At 29.7% G+C, this 21,249-nt stretch carries 15 protein-coding genes and 1 pseudogene; 13 read left to right on the forward strand and 3 right to left on the reverse strand.

Features of this window, described 5'->3' with window-relative positions; genetic code table 11:
• Positions 1-44 precede the first annotated feature (44 nt).
• The 6 genes from RI01_RS00585 (at position 45) to tuf (ending at position 12,500) form a co-directional block, all read left to right on the forward strand.
• Positions 45-3,788, forward strand: coding sequence for a DNA-directed RNA polymerase subunit beta (locus RI01_RS00585; protein WP_026052429.1), 3,744 nt, complete (start codon positions 45-47; stop codon positions 3,786-3,788).
• Positions 3,769-8,088, forward strand: coding sequence for a DNA-directed RNA polymerase subunit beta' (rpoC, locus tag RI01_RS00590; RefSeq protein WP_017192722.1), 4,320 nt, complete (start codon positions 3,769-3,771; stop codon positions 8,086-8,088). Before RI01_RS00585 ends, rpoC begins: the two co-directional genes overlap by 20 nt.
• Before the next feature lie 127 nt (positions 8,089-8,215).
• Entirely contained in the window at positions 8,216-8,635 is a 420-nt protein-coding gene (gene rpsL / locus RI01_RS00595) for a 30S ribosomal protein S12 (RefSeq protein ID WP_017192539.1), read from the forward strand.
• Between the two features lie 62 nt (positions 8,636-8,697).
• Entirely contained in the window at positions 8,698-9,168 is a 471-nt protein-coding gene (gene rpsG / locus RI01_RS00600; RefSeq protein WP_017192723.1) for a 30S ribosomal protein S7, read from the forward strand.
• Positions 9,169-9,195: 27 nt separating this feature from the next.
• The gene (fusA, locus tag RI01_RS00605; protein WP_017192724.1) at positions 9,196-11,262 is read left to right on the forward strand and encodes an elongation factor G; all 2,067 of its coding nucleotides are present in this window, start codon (positions 9,196-9,198) and stop codon (positions 11,260-11,262) included.
• Positions 11,263-11,315: 53 nt separating this feature from the next.
• Complete coding sequence (gene tuf / locus RI01_RS00610; RefSeq protein WP_017192725.1) at positions 11,316-12,500, forward strand: elongation factor Tu; 1,185 nt, start codon at positions 11,316-11,318, stop codon at positions 12,498-12,500.
• A gap of 519 nt (positions 12,501-13,019) precedes the next feature.
• Here tuf and RI01_RS04035 read toward each other — a convergent pair.
• A pseudogene (locus RI01_RS04035) lies at positions 13,020-13,322 on the reverse strand (N-6 DNA methylase); the annotation flags it as partial.
• 368 nt (positions 13,323-13,690) lie between these two features.
• On the opposite strand from RI01_RS04035, the gene RI01_RS00620 reads away from it, so the two are divergent.
• From RI01_RS00620 to RI01_RS00650, 7 genes are all read left to right on the forward strand, one after another.
• Positions 13,691-14,374 carry a hypothetical protein gene (locus RI01_RS00620; protein WP_017192727.1) on the forward strand — a complete coding sequence of 228 codons (684 nt, stop codon included), beginning with the start codon at positions 13,691-13,693 and terminating at the stop codon, positions 14,372-14,374.
• Positions 14,375-14,634: 260 nt separating this feature from the next.
• Positions 14,635-15,579, forward strand: a complete 945-nt coding sequence (locus tag RI01_RS00625; RefSeq protein ID WP_017192728.1) for a rhodanese-related sulfurtransferase — start codon at positions 14,635-14,637, stop codon at positions 15,577-15,579.
• Between the two features lie 260 nt (positions 15,580-15,839).
• Positions 15,840-16,148, forward strand: coding sequence for a 50S ribosomal protein L21 (rplU, locus tag RI01_RS00630; protein WP_017192108.1), 309 nt, complete (start codon positions 15,840-15,842; stop codon positions 16,146-16,148).
• 4 nt (positions 16,149-16,152) lie between these two features.
• Positions 16,153-16,464 carry a ribosomal-processing cysteine protease Prp gene (locus tag RI01_RS00635; protein ID WP_017192729.1) on the forward strand — a complete coding sequence of 104 codons (312 nt, stop codon included), beginning with the start codon at positions 16,153-16,155 and terminating at the stop codon, positions 16,462-16,464.
• Positions 16,465-16,477: 13 nt separating this feature from the next.
• The gene (gene rpmA, locus RI01_RS00640) at positions 16,478-16,774 is read left to right on the forward strand and encodes a 50S ribosomal protein L27 (RefSeq protein WP_222829938.1); all 297 of its coding nucleotides are present in this window, start codon (positions 16,478-16,480) and stop codon (positions 16,772-16,774) included.
• A gap of 31 nt (positions 16,775-16,805) precedes the next feature.
• The gene (gene obgE, locus RI01_RS00645) at positions 16,806-18,065 is read left to right on the forward strand and encodes a GTPase ObgE (RefSeq protein ID WP_017192731.1); all 1,260 of its coding nucleotides are present in this window, start codon (positions 16,806-16,808) and stop codon (positions 18,063-18,065) included.
• A 13-nt stretch (positions 18,066-18,078) separates the two neighbouring features.
• Positions 18,079-18,687 carry a hypothetical protein gene (locus tag RI01_RS00650; protein ID WP_017192732.1) on the forward strand — a complete coding sequence of 203 codons (609 nt, stop codon included), beginning with the start codon at positions 18,079-18,081 and terminating at the stop codon, positions 18,685-18,687.
• A gap of 214 nt (positions 18,688-18,901) precedes the next feature.
• On the opposite strand, the gene RI01_RS00655 is transcribed toward RI01_RS00650, so the two are convergent.
• Positions 18,902-19,558 (reverse strand): adenylate kinase, encoded by a 657-nt coding sequence (locus tag RI01_RS00655; protein WP_017192733.1) that lies wholly within the window; start codon positions 19,556-19,558, stop codon positions 18,902-18,904.
• 688 nt (positions 19,559-20,246) lie between these two features.
• The gene (locus tag RI01_RS00660) at positions 20,247-20,615 is read right to left on the reverse strand and encodes a Panacea domain-containing protein (protein WP_017192734.1); all 369 of its coding nucleotides are present in this window, start codon (positions 20,613-20,615) and stop codon (positions 20,247-20,249) included.
• Positions 20,616-21,249: the final 634 nt, after the last annotated feature.

Consider the following 21,249-nt stretch of genomic DNA (forward strand, 5'->3'; position numbering starts at 1 on the left):
TATTTTCTTTCGAAAAATGAATAAATGATGTATTGGAGTAAAAAATGAGCAGATATCGCAACATTAAATATGGTAATAAAGTAGAACGACGCAACTATTCGAAAATGAAATATGACTTTCCTTTACCCAATTTAATAGAAATTCAAAAGAATTCGTTTAAAAAATTCTTAGAATTAGGTATTAGATCGGCTTTAGAAGATATTTTTCCCATTGAAAGTTATAATGGTGATTTAAAATTACATTTTGAAGATTTTTTTTTAGAAAAGCCTAAATTAGATATTAAAGAATCTAAAAATAGAGATTTCACTTATTCATCTGAATTGTTCGTCCACGTTAAATTAGAAAATGTTTTAACTAAAGAAGTGAAAAGATCAAGTATCTTAATGACTGATTTGCCTTTAATCACTCCTTCAGGAACTTTTGTTATCAATGGTACTGAAAGAGTTGTTGTGGCGCAAATCATTCGTTCTTCTGGGGCTTATTTTTCTCAAAAATTTGACAATAAAACGAATAAAATGCTTTTTTTAGGTCAAATCATCCCTACTAGGGGAGCTTGGATAGAATTCGAACAAAGTAATAAAGATTTTTTATATGCTAAATTAGATCGTTCTAAAAAAATACCTTTAACTAAATTCATTCATACTTTAGGATTTAATTCGAGAGAAGAAATTGAAAATGTTTTTGGAAAAAACGAATTATTGGATTTAAGTTTTCAAAAAGACGAAGAATCTAATTCTAGTGACGCTATTGTGGAACTTTATTCAAAATTACATCAAGGGGAAAAAGTGCCTGCCAATGCAGCGAGAGAGTTCGTTAGAACGCGTTTATTCGATCGTAAAAAATACGATCTATCTTCTGTAGGTAGATATAAAATCAATAAAAAATTAGATGTTTTAAATAGAGCAGAAAACACTTTTTTAGCAAAAGATTTAAAAGATATAGATACTAATGAGATTTTATTCCCTAAAGGCACTCTTTTAACGCGTGATATCATCGAACAATTAAGAGAAAAACGTCAATATTTACGTAAGGAATTGGTTAATTCTGAATATCATTTAGAAAACGAAATGACTAACGAATCCGCCATGACTTATAGAAAAAGCGAAACAGATGACAACTTATACGTTAAAGATAATATTTCTAATTTCCAAACAGGTGAAATATTAATTGAAGCTGATTCTATATTAAATGATGAAGTTATCACTATTATAGAAGAGAATAAAGAAACGATTGATGAAAAAATAGTTAAATTCTTTTTAGAATGTCAAAACGTTGAAAAAAAAGAAAACGACGTTAAAAAAGTTTTTAACGAAGTTTTAGAAGTTTATTTTTTAGACGACAAAGAAAACAAAACTTTTGTGAAAATAATTGGCAATAACCAAGAAGAAAGATCAGAAAACATCGTTTTATCTGATATTATCGCTAGCATTAGTTATTACTTAAACTTGTATATGAATATCGGACATGTTGATGATATCGATTATTTAGGAAACAGAAGATTAAGGTTAATAGATGAATTGTTAAAAAATCAATTCCGTATTGGCTTGACTAGATCAGAAAAAAACATTAAAGACCGTATGTCAATTAGTAAATTCGAATCTATCGCTCCTGGAGGGTTAGTTAACTTCTCTTCGCTTTCTATTGTTTTAAAAACTTTTTTTGGTAGTTCGCGTTTATCTCACTTTATGGATCAAATTAATCCTTTAGCCGAGTTAACCCAAAAAAGAAGAATTTCTGCTTTAGGAACGGACGGTATAGATCGTGACCGCGCTGGGGTTGAAGTAAGGGATGTTCATAACTCTTATTACGGACGTTTATGTCCGATTGAAACTCCTGAGGGACCTTCTATCGGTTTAATTTCTTCTTTATCGACTTACGCCCAAGTAGATAAATACGGTTTTATTAAAACTCCTTTCTTTAGAGTTAAGCATGAAAACGGTGTTTCTCACGTAACTCAAGAATACGATTATTTAACAGCTATTCAAGAGGAAGAGCAAATCATTGCTTCCGCTTCTACGCCTTTAGATGAAAATAACAATTTTAAAACTTTAAAAGTGATAGCAAGAAGAAACGGTGAAACAGGATTATTTGATGCTAATAAGATTACTTATATGGATGTTTCTCCGAAACAAATCGTTTCTGTAGCAACTTCTTCTATTCCTTTTTTAGAACATGATGATGCTTCTAGAGCTTTGATGGGCGCTAACATGCAACGCCAAGCGTTACCTTTATTAATTCCTAGATCTCCGATTGTTGCTACTGGCATTGAATACAGAATAGCCAAAGATTCAGGTTGCTTAATTGTGGCTGAAGAAAGCGGTATTGTGAAATACGTTGATGCTAAAAAAATAGTGATTAAAGAAGAATCAGGACAAGAACGTTCTTATGAATTAACGACTTTTGTTAAATCCAACCAAGATACTTTAATTTTACATAAACCTATCGTGGTTAGAGGCGAATATATTAAAAAAGGCGATCTTATCGTAGATGGTCCTTCAACTTACCAAGGTGAATTAGCTTTAGGTAGAAATGTAACGGTAGCTTTCATGACGTGGCACGGTTATAATTATGAAGATGCGATTATTATGTCGGAAAATTTAGTGCAAAACGATATTTATACTTCTATTCATATTAACAAATACGAAATTCAAACTAGAGAATTGAAAAAAGGTTCTGGTAAAGAAGAAATCACTCGTGAAGTGCCCAACGTTAGCGCTGAAGCGGTTAAAAATTTAGACGAAAGAGGAATTATTATTCCTGGTTCTGAAGTTAAAGAGGGCGATATTTTAGTAGGTAAAATCATTCCTCAAGGAATTTTTGAACCGACGCCTTACGAAAAATTAATTCAAACGGTTATTGGGGAAAAAGCACGTGATTACAAAGATGCTTCTTTAAGATATCCTTGTGGAGATGGTGGTATTGTTCAAAGTGTACAATATTTTTCTATTAAAAATGGCGATCCTATTGCCAAACCAGGTGTGAACGAAATTGTCCGTATTTTTATCGCTAAAAAAAGAAAAATCAATGTCGGTGATAAAATGGCGGGATTACACGGAAATAAAGGGGTAATTTCCTTGATTTTACCGAAAGAAGATCTTCCTTATATGGCTGACGGTACTCCGATTGATATTATTTTAAATCCTTTAGGCGTGCCAAGTCGTATGAATATTGGGCAAATTTTAGAGATGCATTTAGGTATGGCAGCTAAAAAATTAAACATTAAAGTAGTAACGCCTATTTTTGATGGCGTTAATAACCAAGATTTACAAAATATCATGGAAGAAGCTAATTTATCTCCTGATGGTAAAATGAATTTATACGACGGAAGAACGGGAGAACCTTATGATAATCCTGTGTCTGTAGGATCATTATATATGATTAAGTTATCTCATATGATCGATGATAAACTGCATGCTCGAAACGTAGGACCTTATACTTTGATAACTCAACAACCGATGGGTGGCAAAGCCCAAAACGGAGGACAAAGGTTTGGCGAGATGGAGGTTTGGAGTTTATATGCTTATGGTGCTGCTCACACTTTACAAGAAATTTTAACTGTGAAAAGTGATGATATTATCGGACGTAATAAAACCTATAATTCTATTACCAACGGATTACCGCTACCAAAACCTTCTATTCCTGAAAGTTTTAGAGTTTTTTCAAAAGAATTACAATCTTTAGGTTTGCATGTGGAATTAATTAAATCTGACACTAAAGAGAACAAAGTTAATCATTCTTTAGTTAATAATAATAAGGAAAAAAAAATCAATGATAAATTTAAATGTTAAAATTGAAGAACTTTCTCTTTCGGAAAAAACTATTGAAGCTTTAAAATTAATCGGTGTTACTTCGTTATCTGATTTTAACAATTACACTTTAAAAGACCTCCACACTTTATTGCCGCAAGAATTTTTATTTGAAACGATATTAATTTTAAAAGAGCACTATTTGCCTGAATCTTTAGAAAATTTAAATTTAAATCCAGATATTATTGAAGTTTTACATAGTAATAAAATTATGGATTGTCGTTCTTTAATTCAAACTAATAAATCCATGTTATTGCAGTTATTTCAAGACGAACCGGCTTGTTTAGAAGAAATTGAGTTAGTTTTTAGTTTATATAATGATGATTTTAACGATGATGAAGATGATGATTTAGAAGACATTGATTTTAGTGAAGATTATTTAGAAGAGGAAGAAGATTACGAACTAAATATCAAAAAAGAATTAGATGAAAATTTCAATCCTTTTTTAAATGAAGAAACCGCTTTAACAGATGTGGTTCCTTCTGGTTCTAAAAGCTCTTCTTCTTCGGTTACTTTTAGTGCAGAAGAACAAACTGACTTTAAATCACAAAAAGAATACGGTAGTAGAGAATACGAATATTTTAAAATTCGTTTAGCTTCTCCGCACGAAATTAGACAATGGTCTTATGGAGAAATTATTAATTATGAAACTATTAATTATCGTACGGCTAAACCGGAATTCGGTGGCTTATTTTGTCCGAAAATCTTTGGTCCTGTAAAAGATTTACAATGCGCTTGTGCCAAAAAACAAACCTTAAAAAAAGGTCAAATTTGTTCACGTTGTGGTATTGAAATTACCGAACAAAAAGTAAGACGTGAAAGAATGGGACATATTGAATTAGCAGCTCCTATCGTTCATACTTGGTATGTTAATAGTTTGCCAAGTAGATTAGCGATTTTATTAGGTATTAAAGCTAAAGAATTATCCGAAATCGTTTATTATGTTTCTTATATCGTTCTTGATCCAGGTAAAACTAATTTAGAAAAAAGACAAATTATTACAGAATTACAATATAGCCAATATTTAGAACTTTTTGGTAATGGGTTTGCCGCTTTAACCGGGGCAGAAGCGATTAAAAAATTATTAGAAGAACTTGATTTAGAGGAAAGTGTTGCAGAATTAAGAAAAATGTTGAAACAAGTCTCTAAACAAAAAAGAGATGTAATTATTAAAAGATTAGAAATTATCGAATCTTTAAGTAAATCCGATAATAAACCAGAATGGATGGTAATGGATGTTATTCCTGTTCTGCCTTCTGATTTAAGACCTATTGTTCCTTTAGATGGTGGACGTTTTGCAACGACCGATACTAATGATTTATACAGAAGAATTTTAAACCGTAATAATCGTTTGAAAAAACAAATTATTCAAAAAGCGCCGAGATTAATTATTAAAAACGAAAAAAGACTACTTCAAGAAGCGGTTGATGCTTTGTTTGATAATGTAAAAGTAAGTAAAAAAAATACTTCTAATGTGGAGAGAAACCGTCATTTGAAATCTTTATCCGAAATGTTGAGAGGAAAACAAGGGCGTTTCCGTCAAAATCTTTTAGGAAAAAGAGTGGATTATTCAGGTCGTTCAGTTATTATCGTTGGTCCTGATTTAAAAATCCACCAATGTGGTATTCCGAGACAAATGGCAGTCATTTTATTTAAACCTTTTATTTTAAACAAATTGCAAGAAGCTAAAGGAGTTGATAAAAAAAGCGCTAATTTGTTGTATGAAAAAATGAATGAGTATGTTTGGAGCGTTTTAGAGGAAGTTGTTAAAGAACATCCGGTTTTATTAAACAGAGCTCCTACTTTACACCGTTTAGGAATACAAGCTTTTGAACCGAAGTTAATCGATGGTAAAGCAATTAGATTACATCCTTTAGTAACACCAGCTTTTAATGCGGATTTCGATGGCGATCAAATGGCAGTTTATGTTCCTCTTTCTTTAGAAGCTCAAGCTGAAGCACGTTTATTAATGTTAGTGTCTAATAATATTTTAGACCCTAAAAACGGTAGCCCAGTTTTATCTCCTTCTCAAGATATGGTTTTAGGCAATTATTATTTAACTATTGAAGAGGTTAAAAATCGTAAAGTAAAAGGTGTTAATCCTGAAAAACTGAATGAAGAACATCAATTCAAACACCGTAATGAAGGAAAATTATTTTATGATTTAAAAGAAGCTGAATTAGCTTTCCATAATAAAGTAATTTCTTTACATACAAGAATTTTAGTAAAAACGTCTAATATTGACTCTTATTTCTCCAAAGCGCAAAAAGACAAGTATTTGGTTACAACTTTAGGGAAAATGATTTTTAACAATATTTTACCTAGCGATTTCCCCTATGTTCAAGAACCTTCTTTATACAATTTAGAAGTAAGAACACCAGATGTTTATTTCATTCCTAGAGGCGTTAATCCTTCCGATTATTTAGCTAATATTAAACCACCTGAACCTTTCAAAAAAAGATTCCTTTCTATGGTAATTGACCAAGTATTTAAGAAAAGCAATATTACCGAAACTTCCAAAATGTTAGATGATATTAAAAACTTAGGTTTTCAATACTCTACAATGGGAGGGATTACTATTTCTCATTCAGATATTAACGTTTATTCTGAAAAAGAAGCTTTAATCGACCAAGTAGAAAATAAAATTTTAGAAATAGAAAAATTTTATGATAAAGGTTTTTTGACTGTTTCAGAAAAAAAAGGCTTAGTAATTCAAGAATGGAAAAATGTTCGTGACGTGATCCAAGAAGGGTTAATGCAAGAATTCCACCAAGATAATCATTTATACATGATTAGCGATAGTGGAGCTCGTGGTAATGCTTCTAACTTCTCTCAGTTATCTGGGATGAGAGGATTAATGAATAGTCCAAAAGGAGAAGTATTAGAAATTCCTGTTAAAAGCTCTTTCAAAGAAGGGTTAACAGTGCATGAATTCTTTATTTCTACTCACGGAGCTCGTAAAGTTTCGACTGATACAGCTTTAAAAACAGCTGAATCCGGTTATTTAACTAGAAGATTGGTGGATGTATCTCAAGATATCATTATTATCAAAGAAGATTGTGGTAGCGACAAAGGCGTTAGCGTAGAAGCTATTACAAGAGACGAAAAAGAAATCATTTCTTTACCAGAAAGAATTTTTGGTCGTTTTGCTTCAGAAGATATTATTCATCCAGAAATACAAGAAGTTATTTTAGCTAAAAACGAAATTATCACAAGAGAAATCATTAAAGTTATTTTAGAAGCTAATATCACTAAAGTTAAAATCAGAAGCGTTCTAACGTGTAATTGCGAATACGGCATTTGCACTAAATGTTATGGTTTAAATTTAGCGACTAATAAAAGTGTAGAAATAGGCGAAGCAGTTGGTGTAGTAGCGGCTCAATCTATTGGTGAACCGGGTACGCAGTTAACGATGAGGACCTTCCATACTGGTGGAGTTCTTTCGGTAGCAGATATTACGCAAGGTTTACCTAGAATTCAAGAATTATTTGAAGCGAGAAAACCAAAAGGTAAAGCTATTATTAGTGAATACGACGGTATGGTTAGAGACGTGAAAAACATTACTTCTTATTCTTACGAAATTATTATTGTTCCTGATAACAATCCGAACGAAGAATATATTTACACTGTTGATGGTAATGTGGATGTTATAGTGCAGAAAAATATGCACGTTGAAGCAGGACAAAGGTTAACTTCTGGTTCGATTGATTTAAGAGAAATGTTAAGAGTAAGTAGTGTGAAAAAAACACAAAAATACATTTTAGAAGAAGTGCAAAAAGTTTACCAATCACAAAGTGTTAATATTAGTGATAAACACATTGAGATTATCGTTCGCCAAATGTTTAAACAAGTATTAATTATTTCTGAAGGTGATACTCATTTCTTACCTGGATTAGAAGTCTCCATTAAAGAATTCAAACGAGTTAACGCCGAGATGATTAAACAAAACAAAACTTTAGCTGTAGGACGACCGGTGTTATTAGGGATTACGAGAGCTTCGTTGAAAAGTGATTCTTTACTTTCAGCAGCCTCTTTCCAAGAAACAACCAAAATTTTAATCGATGCAGCTATTAGAGGTCAAAAAGATAATTTATACGGGTTGAAAGAAAACGTTATCGTGGGTGGTTTGATTCGGGCGGGAACAGGTATTTTGGAAACATCTTATTTTGAGTACCCAATTCGCCAAGAGATTAACCTAGAGTTTGAGTCAGAAAATCTGGAAGAAAACCTTGAAGTAAAAACTCTTGAAGAGGAAAAAACATTACCAGAAGAAAGTATTTAATAAAAAAAGATATATTTTTCAAAAATAAAGTATAAAAAATATTGACTTTTATCATAAAAAAAGATAGAATAAGTTGTCTTATCTTTATACTTTATAAAAAAAATAAAAAAAGGGGATTCATTTCGCGATGCCTACTGTTTCACAATTAATTAAAAAAAGAAGAAGCGATAAAGTTTCTAAATCTAAATCGCCTGCTTTAGGGTTTAGTTATAATAATTTAAAGAAAAAAACTAAAAATTACAATTCGCCTCAAAAATCAGGTGTTTGTATTAAAGTTTCTACTATGACACCAAAAAAACCTAACTCCGCTTTAAGAAAGTTCGCTAGAGTACGTTTAAGTAACGGTTCTGAGGTAACAGCTTATATTCCTGGAGTAGGTCATTCTTTACAAGAACATAGTACTGTTTTAGTACGTGGAGGAAGAGTGAAAGATTTGCCTGGCGTACGTTATCACATTGTAAGAGGAGCTTTGGATGCTACTGGTGTAGCTAATAGAAAACAAAGCCGTTCTAAATATGGCTCTAAAAGAGTTGTAGCTAAAAAATAAGCATTATTTTTATTAAAAAAATGTTCAGATAAAAAAATAACGAAAGAAATAAAGGTGCATATATGTCTCGTAAAAGAAGTGCTCAAAAAAGAGAAGTTTCGCCAGATCCAATTTATAATTCTAAATTAGTAACTAAAATTATTAATACGATTATGAAAAGTGGTAAAAAAGGAACAGCTCAATCTATTTTATACGGTGCATTAGATCGTGTAAAAGAAATGACTCAGAGAGAACCGATTGATGTTTTCAATGAAGCTTTAAATAATATTATGCCTATTTTAGAAGTACGTACACGTACAATAGGAAGCCAAAACTATCAAGTTCCTTCAGAGGTTCGTGCGGAAAGACGTCAATCTTTAGGTTTAAGATGGTTAATTCAATATGCTCAAAAACGTAGTGAAAAAACTATGGAAGAAAAACTAGCTAAGGAAATAGTTGAAGCCGCTTCTGGAACTGGTTTATCAGTGAAAAAAAGAGAAGACACACATCGTATGGCTGAAGCAAATAAAGCTTTCGCTCATTATCGTTGGTAATCGGAATAAGTAAGGAAAATTATACTAATGGGACGTCAATTTAAACTAGAAAAAATTCGTAATATCGGCATTATGGCTCATATTGATGCTGGTAAAACAACAACAACCGAAAGAATATTATTTCATACAGGTAAGATTCATAAAATAGGAGAAACACACGATGGCACTTCGCAAATGGACTGGATGGCACAAGAACAAGAGAGAGGAATTACTATTACATCTGCCGCTACAACAACTTTTTGGAAAGATCATCAAATTCAAATAATTGATACTCCGGGACACGTTGATTTTACAGTGGAAGTTTCTCGTTCTTTAAGAGTTTTAGATGGTGCAATAGTGGTAATTGATGCTCAAGCAGGAGTGGAACCGCAAACAGAAACAGTTTGGCGTCAAGCGACTGAATATAAAGTGCCAAGAATTATTTTCGTTAATAAAATGGATAAAGTGGGAGCTGATTATGCTTACGCTATTGACACTTTGAAAAAACGCTTAGGCGTGAAAGCTTGTGCTATCCAATGGCCTATCGGTAAAGAAAATAATTTCACTGGTTTAATCGATTTAATCGAGATGAAAGCTTTCGAATATGACGGTTCACCGTCAGAAAACGCTAAAGAAATAGAAATACCGGAATATTTGAAAGAAACCGCTTTATTAAAAAGAGAAGAATTAATTGAAACTTTAGCAGATTTTGATGATGAATTAATGACAATGTTTTTTGATGAACAAAAAATTACAACAGACATGTTAAAAAGAATCATCAGAAAAGCGACTTTAGATGTTAAATTCTTCCCTGTTTTATGCGGTTCTGCTTTTAAAAATAAAGGTATTTTAAAAACTTTAGACGCTGTTATTGATTATTTACCTTCTCCTTCTGATGTGCCTTCTATTACTGGTAAAGATGCTGATGGTAACGAAATAGTTCGTAAAACTTCTGATGACGAACCTTTCACAGCTTTAGCTTTTAAAATTATGACTGATCCTTTTGTAGGACGTTTAACTTTTTTAAGAGTCTATTCAGGCACCGTTAAAACAGGAACTTATATTAAGAATACTGTGAAAAACGTGAAAGAACGTGTAGGACGTTTGTTGCAAATGCACGCTAATGATAGAGAAGAGATTCAAGAAGCTAATGCTGGTGATATTGTGGCTGTAGTAGGATTGAAAAATACTATTACAGGACACACTTTAACAGCTGAAAATGATTTTGTAATCTTAGAATCAATGAATTTCCCTGAGCCAGTTATTGAGATCGCAGTTGAACCAAAAACTAAAAATGATCAAGATAAAATTGTTTTTGCTTTAGGAAAATTAGCAGAAGAAGATCCAACTTTTAAAGTTTATATTAACCACGAAACAGCTCAAACTATTATTGCTGGTATGGGTGAGCTTCATTTAGACATCATTATGGATCGTTTAAGAAGAGAATTTAAAATCCAAGCTAATGTAGCGCAACCTCAAGTTTCTTATCGTGAAACTTTAACTAAAGAAACGCAAACAGAAGGTAAATTCATTCGTCAATCTGGCGGACGTGGGCAATACGGACATGTTTGTATGACTTTTGAGCCAAATCCTGGTAAAGGGTTTGAGTTTGTTAATAAAATTGTGGGTGGTTCTGTTCCGCGCGAATATATTCCTTCAGTTAAAAAAGGATTAGAAGAATCTTTATCTGGCGGTATTTTAGCCGGTTATCCTTTCATTGATGTTAAAGCAACTTTAACAGATGGTTCTTACCATGATGTCGATTCATCAGAGATGGCGTTTAAAATCGCCGCTTCTATAGCTTTAAAAGAAACCAAAAACAATGGTGGTCTTGTTATTTTAGAACCTATTATGAATGTGGAAATCATAACACCGAATGAATATGTTGGTAATGTAATTGGCGATTTGACTTCCAGAAGAGGTAGATTAGAAACACAAGAAAACCGTGGCAACACAATCGCTATTAAAGCTTTGGTGCCTTTATCAGAAATGTTTGGCTACGCGACTAATTTACGTTCCAACACTCAAGGTAGAGCCAATTTCGTAATGCAATTTGCTAAATATGAAAAAACACCAAAAAGTATTACGGAAAATATTATTAAAGAACGTAGTTAATTTCTCAAAATATTTATTAAAAATAAAAAAATTAAAAAGGAGGCCTTAATAAAATGGCTACTAAAATTTTTAACAGAAATAAAACACACGTTAATGTAGGAACTATTGGTCACGTTGATCATGGTAAAACTACTTTAACAGCTGCAATTACTTTTTATTTATCTACAAAAGGATTAGCAGAAAAACAAAGTTATGATCAAATCGATAAAGCGCCTGAAGAAAAAGAACGTGGTATCACTATTAGTACTTCTCACGTAGAATACGAAACAGAAAAAAGACACTATGCTCACGTAGATTGTCCTGGACACGCTGATTACATTAAAAATATGATTACTGGTGCTGCTCAAATGGATGCTGGTATTTTAGTAATTTCTGCTGTTGACGGAATTATGCCTCAAACAGAAGAACATATCTTATTAGCTAAACAAGTAGGTGTTCCTAAATTATTAGTTTTCATTAATAAATGTGATGTTGTTGCTGATGAAGAACTTTTAGAATTAGTAGAAATCGAAATTAGAGAATTATTAAATAAACATGGTTTTTTAGGCGACGAAGTTCCTATCGTTAGAGGATCCGCTTTAAAAGCGGTTGAAGGTGACCCTAAATATTTAGAGAAAATCCAAGAATTACTTGACTTCTTAGACACTTACGTGGAAGACCCAGTTCGTGAAACGAACAAACCTTTTTTAATGCCAATAGAAGATGTTTTCACTATCACAGGTAGAGGAACTGTTACTACTGGACGTGTTGAAAGAGGAATGGTTAAAGTTGGCGAAGAAGTAGAAATAGTTGGAATTAGAGAAACTAAAAAAGCTGTTGTTACAGGTTTAGAAATGTTTAGAAAATCTTTAGATACAGCGCAAGCTGGTGACAATGTAGGGGTTTTATTACGTGGTGTTTCTCGTGAAGACGTAGAACGTGGACAAGTTTTAGTTAAGCCTGGCAGCGTTAAACCACATTCTAAATTCTTAGCGCAAATTTATGTTCTTACAGCTAAAGAAAACGGAAGAACTACTCCTTTCGGCACTAATTACCGTCCTCAATTCTACTTAAGAACTACTGATGTTACTGGTGTTATCGAATTGAAAGATGATGTTAAAATTGTAATGCCTGGTGATTTAGCGGAAGTTATAGTTGCTTTAATTAATCCGATCGCTATGGAAGAAGGAACTAAATTTTCTGTTCGTGAAGGTGGACGTACTGTTGGAGCAGGTTCAGTAATTAAAATTATTGAATAATTATGTCCCCTTCTTAAAAAAAGACTTTGATAGTCTTTTTTTTATTTATACGGGGTTTTTTGCTAGTTTGTTTTTTTGAGGTTTAAAGATGAGCGCTTAATTCTTTCCTAAAAAAGTTTATTTATGATAATTAAGCAGAAAATATGATAAAATAATAATAAATTGTATAATTAAAACTTTACATTATACTTTTTTATCAACTAAAAAAAACTTAGACAAACAGAAATAAATAAGGAGATAAATATGTTTTAAACGCCTTTTTTTCATGAAATTATTGGCTTATTCTAGGATAGAAAGAGAATGGAGTACGGATAGCGTTTGGTTAGAAGAAGAAAAACAAGAGCATAAAAGTGTCTTATGGAAAATAACTTTCATTTTCTCTGGGATGATGATTGTGGGACTTTTATCTGCTATCTTATTTCACCATAACACTAATCTTAACCCTAAAATTAAACAAAGTTTGTCAGCAGATTGGATTAATAATTTGAAATTACTTATTTATAAAGGCGAAGATATCCTTTGGTGCGTGTTGATTATTTTTTCAATATTTTCTTCTGTTAAAACGTTTTTTACCTTCTTTATTGAATTCTTTTGAAGCGTCAATAAATAAAATATCACACTTTTTTACACGGTATTTTTTAAACACTAAAATAGATGTCGAAATAGAAGTGCCGAAAAATAAATTAGCTGGTAAATCGATTACAGTGTCTAAATAATTTTTTCTATTAAATTTTTTCTAATTTCTATTTCACTACTCCTGTGGAATAAAACGCCATGTGGTAAAACAACAGCTAAAACGCCATCTTCTGCTAAAGTATGAATCCCTTATTATATCAAGAGATGATTTATATAAATTTAGCTTCAAAAAAACCCCCCCTTACCTCCAATAACAAAACAAAATAGCTCATTTATTATCTTTAATGGATGAAAAAATAGAGTCCCAAAATAAAAAATAATTAAGGATTTAGAAACCTTAAAAAAAGATTTTAATCAATTAAAAATACAATGCCTTTCCTTTTATCTAATCTAAACTCCCAAAAATACCTTTTTCCTCCTTTACAAACCATTTATCAAAAATAATTTAGCGCTTTTATATATTTAATCATTTTCCCATATTTGTTATGATAAAATTAAATTGATATTGAAAAAAATAATTTCATTTAATATTGCTCAAATTCAAAGAGGTAACAATGGTTAAAAAACAGACAGGAAAATTTGTTTTACGTAAAATAATTATTATTTCTTTTTTTATTTCAATGTCTATAATGTTGGATTATTTTCAAAAATGGTTTTTACCTTTTTTAACTTTACCTTTTGGAGGACAAATTTTTAAATTATCTTTTCTTGTTTTATTTTTATCAGGTTTCGTTTTAGGTTTTAAAAACGGTTTAACGGTCAATTGTTTTTACGCTTTATTCCATTTATTAAAAAGTTACGATTATATCATCAGTACTAAAGAAATTTATCGATTGGGATGGTTTTATTTTGCCTTAACTTTACTTTTTGATTACCTTATTTATGATTTATCAGTTATTTTATCAGGTCTTTTTTATAAAAACGATTTTAACCAGTTAAAAAATAAAAAAACTATTTTAATCAGTTTGTTTACAGTAGTTGTTTTAAGAATTTTAAGCACTTCTCTTTCTACTTATTTTGTTTATTTTCAAAGAATCAACCCTTCGCAAAAAAATTTTTTTTTCTGGCATTTTTTATATAGTTTAAAAGAAAAGGGACAAGCTTGGGAATTTTGTTTATTTTTTAGCTCTTTTTTATTTATAATTTATTATGTCATCGGTAGTATATTAATTATTTTTTTAGTTCCTAAATTAGAATATGTTTTAGAAAAATATTCTTTAGAAAAAATTAACTTCTAAGCAAAAGAAGAGCATAGAGGAAGAAATGAGTCATATTCAATGACTCATTTCCGTTTTAGAAACCTTTTAAGAAAGTGCTTGAAACTTTTTAAGAGTTCTTTTTTTGGATAAGAAAAAGAAAAAGAAATAAAATTAATATATTTTTTTAGTAAAAATGATTTAAAACGATTTATAATATATTTAGTTATGATATTTAAAAATTTTTATTTTTCACTTAAAATATTTTTAAAAAGTTATTCACAAGATAGGAATTTTAATTTATGGCTGAAAAAAAACCTTATTTAGTTATTTTATTTTATAATTATTCACATATTGAAGACCCTGAATCTTTTCAAAAAAGTCATTTAAAATTTTGCCAAAACTTAGCTCTTTTAGGGAGAATTATTGTTTCTCATGAAGGCATTAATGGTACTTTATCAGGTTTAGAAAAAGACATTAACACTTATATGGATTATTTAGTACAAGATCCGCGCTTTTCAGAAACAGAATTTAAAATAGAGTCTTTTGATAAACATGTTTTCCCTCGTCTTTCGGTAAAACATAAAGAAGAAATTGTAGCTTTAAAATTAAAAGACGATATTTCTTTAGAAGAAAAAGCGAATAATTACTTAAAACCTAAAGAATTTTATCAATTATTACAAGAAAAAGATGTAGTAGTGTTAGATGTTCGTAATGATTATGAATATAATATAGGACATTTTAAAAATTCTATTAACCCTAATGTTCGTAATTTCCGTGATTTACCTGAATGGGCTGAACAAAACATCTCTTTATTGAAAGATAAAAAAGTTTTGACTTATTGTACTGGTGGAGTGCGTTGTGAAAAAATGTCCGCTTTTTTAAAGCAAAAAGGGGTAGAAGAAGTTTACCAATTGGAAGGCGGTATTGTTAAATACGGCCAAGACGAAGAGATTCAAGGCAAATTATTTGACGGTCAAGTTTATGTTTTTGACGAAAGAATAGCGACTAAAGTAAATCAACACGAACACGTTATCGTGGGTAAAGATTATTTTGATCAAAAACCATGTGAAAGATATATTAACTGCGCTAATCCAAGTTGTAACGTACAAATTTTATGCAGCGAAGAGAACGAACATAAATATTTAGGCAGTTGTTCGAAAGAATGTCGAAAACATCCTAAAAATCTTTATGTTATCAAACATAATATTGATATCAATCAAAAAGAATATAAATTACTTTTATAATAATTATTTTAAAAAATGATTAAGTCATCAAAATTGTTCTTTTTTGTTAAAATATTTTGACTTTTGACAATAAATAAGATACAATAATATGAGAGTTTTTATTTTATTATAATTTTTTAAAAATTTTAATATTTTAAAGAGTTTGTTTTTTTTGCTTTTCTGAGAAATGATGGATTTATGATAATAACGTTGTTAAAACGTGTTATGCTATAAATTGGGACAAATTAAATTATAAAAAATAAAAAAAGGAGGATTGCGAAATGTTTGCGATTATAAAAACAGGAGGCAAACAATATAGAGTGTCTCCAGGTCAAGAAATTTATGTAGAAAAATTACCTGTTAATGAAGAAGAAAATTACGTTTTTGAAGAAGTTTTAGCTATTGAAAACGATAAAAAAATTTTAGGCACTCCATTCGTTGAAGGAGCTAAAATTGAAGCTAAAGTGCTGAAACAAGGTAAAGCTAAAAAAATAATTGTAGCGAAATACAAAAGAAGAAAAAAATATCGTTTAAAACAAGGTCATAGACAACTTTATACTAAATTTTTAATCACTAAGATAATCACTTAAGTCAATGATTGAATATTTTTTTCAAAAAGAAAAAAACATCATTCAACAAATAGAAATTAAAGGTCACGCTTTATACGCTGTTAAAAATAAAGATATAGTTTGCGCTTCTGTTTCCACAGCTATTATTCTCACTATGAATGCTATTGAACTTTTCAGTTTACAAAAAAAAGTTACTTTTCAATTGAAACAAGGATATTTTTCTTTAAATTTATTAGAAACAGATGAGATTGTCAATAATCTCTTAACTAATTTAGAATATTCCTTAAAAGATTTAAATAAAACTTATAGTAAATATTTACAAGAAAAAATAATTTAAAAAAGGTGTTTTAATCATGTTAAACTTAAATATTCAATTATTTGCTTCTAAAAAAGGTGTTAGTTCGACACGTAATGGTCGTGATTCTCATTCTAAGAGATTAGGAGCTAAATTATCAGACGGTCAACACGCTAATGCGGGTTCTATTATTTACCGTCAAAGAGGAACAAAAATTTTTCCTGGTAACAATGTAGGCATTGGTAAAGACGATACTTTATTTTCTCGTGTCAACGGAATCGTTAAGTACGAAACTAAAAGAAATAAGAAAAAACAAGTTTCTGTTTACTTTGTGGAAAACAAATTAAATTAATGTTTTTTCAATTGAGAAGGAACAATTATAAATGAATTTTATAGATGAAGCAATAAATTTCGTTCAAGCTGGTAACGGCGGCAACGGAATTGTTTCTTTTAGAAGGGAAAAATTCGTTCCTTATGGAGGTCCTTCTGGAGGAAACGGCGGACAAGGCGGATCCGTTATTTTTGTTGGTGAAGCCGGCGAAAACACTTTATTAAAACTGAGATACAAAACGAAAATAAAAGCTTTAAATGGAGTTAACGGTAAAAATAAAACTCAAAACGGCGCTAAAGCTGAAGATTTATTTGTTAAAGTACCTTTAGGGACTTTAGTTTACAATAATGAAGATAATAGTTTTATTGGGGAAATTTTAGAACATGGTCAACAGTTAGTTATCGCTAAAGGCGGTCGTGGTGGTCGTGGTAATTTCGCTTTAGCTAACTCCAAAAATAAAGTACCTAATTTCGCGGAAAAAGGTGATTTAGGAGAAAGTTTAACCATTAAAACAGAGTTAAAAGTTTTAGCCGATGTTGGTTTAATTGGTTATCCTAATGTTGGTAAATCTTCTTTAATTTCGGTTATTTCTAATGCTAAACCTAAAGTAGATTCTTATCCTTTTACGACTTTACAACCCTTTTTGGGGATGGTTTATCATCAAGACTTTAGTTTTACAGTAGCCGATATTCCTGGTTTAATTGAAAATTCTCATTTAGGTCGTGGAATGGGTATTAGTTTTTTAAAACATATCGAAAGATGTAAAGTTTTGGTTCATTTATTAAGTCCCGAAAGAGATGATATTTATCAAGATTATCAAAACTTACTGCAAGAATTAAAAATGTATAATCCAGCTATTTTAAAAAAACCACAAATCATTGTGGTTAATAAAATGGATTTGCCCGAATCTGAAGTTAAATTAGCTGATTTTCAAAAAAAAATTCCTGAGGAAAATATTCTTTCCATTTCTACTTGGAATGTTTTTAATTTAGATATGTTGAAATTTAAAATTATAGATTCTTTGAAAAATCATCAACCGATTATGCCGGAAATAGATACAACTCATCAGCTTTTTACTTTGGATGAAGAAAAACAGTTTGAAGTTTATAAAGATGAATTTGGAGATTTTGTTGTGAAAGGTAAAATGGTAGAAAAGTTTTTTTATAGAACAGATTTTAATAACTATGAATCAGTGAAAAAGTTTTCTCATATTTTGAAAAAAATAGGCGTAGAAGAAGAATTGAAAAGAAAAGGTATGAAAGATAACGATCAAGTGAAAATTTGTGATTATATTTTTGAAATAACCACTTAATTAAGTCATAAGTATGAAAAAAAATAACTTGAGATATATTAATTTAAAGCAATTGGTGTTCGTTTCTTCTTTATCGGCTTTATCCATTGTTTTAAACGTGATGACGCCTAAAATTTTAGGTTTTGCCCAACCGTTAAAAAAATTACTTTGGTTAGATTTTGTACAAGTCATCCCTTTTTTGATTATTCCTTTGTATAACAAAAATTATTTTGTTGTTTCTGCAGCGGCTTTTTTATCAGAATTCGTGAGTTTTTGGCTTAGGAAATCACTTTATCTTTATAATCCCCTCTTAAGTGTTTCTTTCGCTTTTTGTTGGGGTTTTTTGCCTTTATTAATGTTAAAAAATAAGGATATGTCCTTTTTAAAACATTATTTAATTATTACCTTTATTGCGGTGATGAATTTTTTTCTTTTTATCCTTTTAAACTTCTTTTTTATAGACACTATTTTCAGTAAAAAAGAAGGCAGTTTTACGACTTTATTACAAGATAATTTTATGGGAAGGTTTTTAATGCCTTTTTTATACATTAAATTTATCAGCGTTTTTTTAGTCTCTTTTTTGATTACTTATTTATACTGTATTATTAAAAAACAACTATTAAATGTGTTTTCTTTTAATTAAAAAAAATCATTTTTTTTCATTAAGAAGAACTGTTTCCTTTTAGGTCTTTAATCCTTGAAGTTTATAGTTTCTTTTTTATTTTAAAATAAGAAATAAACCTTCTTTCTTAAAAAACTTGTTAAGAAAAAAGAGGAGGATGAATAAAAAAAACAAACTATTTAATTTTAATTAAATAATTTGTTTTTTTCTTTTTATATTGATGATTTTTTATCTTTTAAAGATGAGATATTTTTTTTAATAATAATTGAGTTACATCTTTAATAGACGTTTTAGGATCGTTAACAATAATTTCTATTATTTTGTTTTCTTTTTGATAATATTCCACTAAAGGAAGAGTTTCTTGTTTGTAAATATTTAAACGTTTAGTGAAAGTCTCTAAATTGTCGTCTTTTCTTTGAATTAAAGGCGTTTGATCTTTGTCGCATAAATTAGCTTTTTGAGGGACTTTAGTAGCCAAGTGATAAATTTCTCCACATTTAGGGCAAATAATTCTCCCTAAAATTCTTTGCTTTAAACATTCTTCGCTAGAATTGAAGTAAATAACTTTGGTTAAATTGATTTTTTTGTCTTCAAATTCTTTAGTTAAAAATTTAGCTTGAGATAAATTACGAGGAAAACCGTCTAAAACAAAACCATTTTTAATATCATCTTGTGATAAGCGTTCATTTATCATAGCATTTGTCACTTCATCAGGCACTAAAGAACCTTGTTTGATATAATAATTAGCTAATTTTCCTAATTTAGTTTTTAACACAAAATGTTTTCTAAATATATCTCCTGTAGATATATGAGGAATATTGAAATGTTTAGACAAAGCAGAAGCTTGCGTCCCCTTGCCAGTAGCGGGCGGCCCTATTAATATTATATTCATTTTTTGCCTCTTTTATTTTTTCTTTATATTCATGTCGGTATTGATATCTTTTTTTTACCATAATAAATCGAAAAGAAATATTTCTTTTGATGGGTAATGTATAATAATGTCCGATATTTACTCATCAATATAAATTTAAATATGAATTATTTTATTTGATATAATTTTAGTAGTTAATATTCGCAAAAAGATTAATTTATATTTTCATTAACTTTATTTTTTTAGCTCACAGTTATAATAATAACTCAAAAATAATATTAAAAAAACATTAATAAAATATCTTTTTAAAACAATATTATAACATCAATAAGAGCCATTATCGACATCAAATTTATCTTTTTTTGTAAAAAGGTTGAAAAAGGAATAAAGATGATTCAAGGAAGTTAAAATTTGGATAAGAAAAAAATGACTTAATAATTGTTTTATAATACTTCTTCTTTTATATTTTGAATCGTTATCCTTTCTTGTGCTGTTTTAACCTTTCTCGTTTTTTTATTATTTAAAGTAAAAGTCCTTAATAAAGTATTTTTTTGTAAAAAACTGTAAAAATATTTTCAATTTGAACCTTTTTCATTTGTATTCTCTTTTAATCTCAATTTATCTAAATTTTGTTGGAAATAGGTTTTTTGACATCTTCATTGTTAATAATGTTTTCCGACTAAAGTTTGTGTTAGTTATAAGCGTTTAATCATGGCAATTCATTGTAGGTTTGATGAGATAAAAAACTTTCTTTTTTGTTACCGTATTTATGTATAATAACATCAATTATGGCTTTTTGTTGAGTGGTTAATTTGCTGGCTTTTCCACATTTTATGGTATTGATGGGTATTGGTTGGTAAGTGAATTTTTTTAAAACCTTAGTTAAGGTAGGAAAAACAGGTTCATAAATCCAATCTTGCATTTCTTCTGTTACAAGGGGTTCGTTGTATTCAACTAATGATTTAGCATGAGCGTAATAAATCATTTTATTCATTTTCATTTTTGTAACCGGAAAAACCTTGTTTTCAATAATGTAATTCACTATATCGAAAATATTGGTTTTTGTTTTGCAAGACACAGAGCGTGTTCTACTTTCAGGGTATTTTTTGCATTTTTTCCTCCTTTTTATTTATCATTATATATGATTTTTTATTAATTTGTAACAAATTTGGGGTTTTTGTTGTTATGGTTTGGTTTTTATTTTGCCGGTCGTGATTTTTTTATTCGTTCTCTAGTTCTATTTTTAATCTTTAACGAGAATTATCGTGATAAGATATATTCTTGTTATATTTTATATAACGACAATAAAAAAGAATTCAATTTGAGAAGGCATATCGGATTGCGTGGTCTCAAGTTTTATAATGCTTGGACAGTATTATCACAGCTTCCATTTTTGATTTTTTAGTTGGTACGATTTTTTTCTGCACCGGCCATCACTTAACAGTTATTAAAAATAAAGCTTTTTAGGGATAAATGTATTGACAGAAATAATTAATCAAATAACAAAACAAAAAAAGTTTTTTTATAAAATTGATTTTTTTTCGACGTTTTAATAGTCCTTTGATCGACTTTTTTGTTCGGTTTTGAATTTTTTGAAAATGCTTCTTGGTTTTTAAATATTCTTTTTTACCTTTTTTTTCACCTTTCTGTTCTTTATGTGTTGGTAAAAAAACTTTGCCCTTATAATAGGCGAAATTACAACACAAGAAAAA

The organism is Italian clover phyllody phytoplasma str. MA1 (assembly GCF_000300695.1).
Classification (GTDB): domain Bacteria; phylum Bacillota_I; class Bacilli_A; order Acholeplasmatales; family Acholeplasmataceae; genus Phytoplasma.

Coding starts and splice junctions, on each gene's coding strand:
- rplU (WP_017192108.1), top strand. CDS start 15,840: ATGTTTGCGATTATAAAAACAGGAGGCAAACAATATAGAGTGTCTCCA.
- rpoC (WP_017192722.1), top strand. CDS start 3,769: ATGATAAATTTAAATGTTAAAATTGAAGAACTTTCTCTTTCGGAAAAA.
- RI01_RS00585 (WP_026052429.1), top strand. CDS start 45: ATGAGCAGATATCGCAACATTAAATATGGTAATAAAGTAGAACGACGC.
- RI01_RS00635 (WP_017192729.1), top strand. CDS start 16,153: ATGATTGAATATTTTTTTCAAAAAGAAAAAAACATCATTCAACAAATA.
- rpsL (WP_017192539.1), top strand. CDS start 8,216: ATGCCTACTGTTTCACAATTAATTAAAAAAAGAAGAAGCGATAAAGTT.
- obgE (WP_017192731.1), top strand. CDS start 16,806: ATGAATTTTATAGATGAAGCAATAAATTTCGTTCAAGCTGGTAACGGC.
- RI01_RS00655 (WP_017192733.1), bottom strand. CDS start 19,558: ATGAATATAATATTAATAGGGCCGCCCGCTACTGGCAAGGGGACGCAA.
- RI01_RS00620 (WP_017192727.1), top strand. CDS start 13,691: ATGGTTAAAAAACAGACAGGAAAATTTGTTTTACGTAAAATAATTATT.
- fusA (WP_017192724.1), top strand. CDS start 9,196: ATGGGACGTCAATTTAAACTAGAAAAAATTCGTAATATCGGCATTATG.
- rpsG (WP_017192723.1), top strand. CDS start 8,698: ATGTCTCGTAAAAGAAGTGCTCAAAAAAGAGAAGTTTCGCCAGATCCA.
- RI01_RS00625 (WP_017192728.1), top strand. CDS start 14,635: ATGGCTGAAAAAAAACCTTATTTAGTTATTTTATTTTATAATTATTCA.
- RI01_RS00650 (WP_017192732.1), top strand. CDS start 18,079: ATGAAAAAAAATAACTTGAGATATATTAATTTAAAGCAATTGGTGTTC.
- tuf (WP_017192725.1), top strand. CDS start 11,316: ATGGCTACTAAAATTTTTAACAGAAATAAAACACACGTTAATGTAGGA.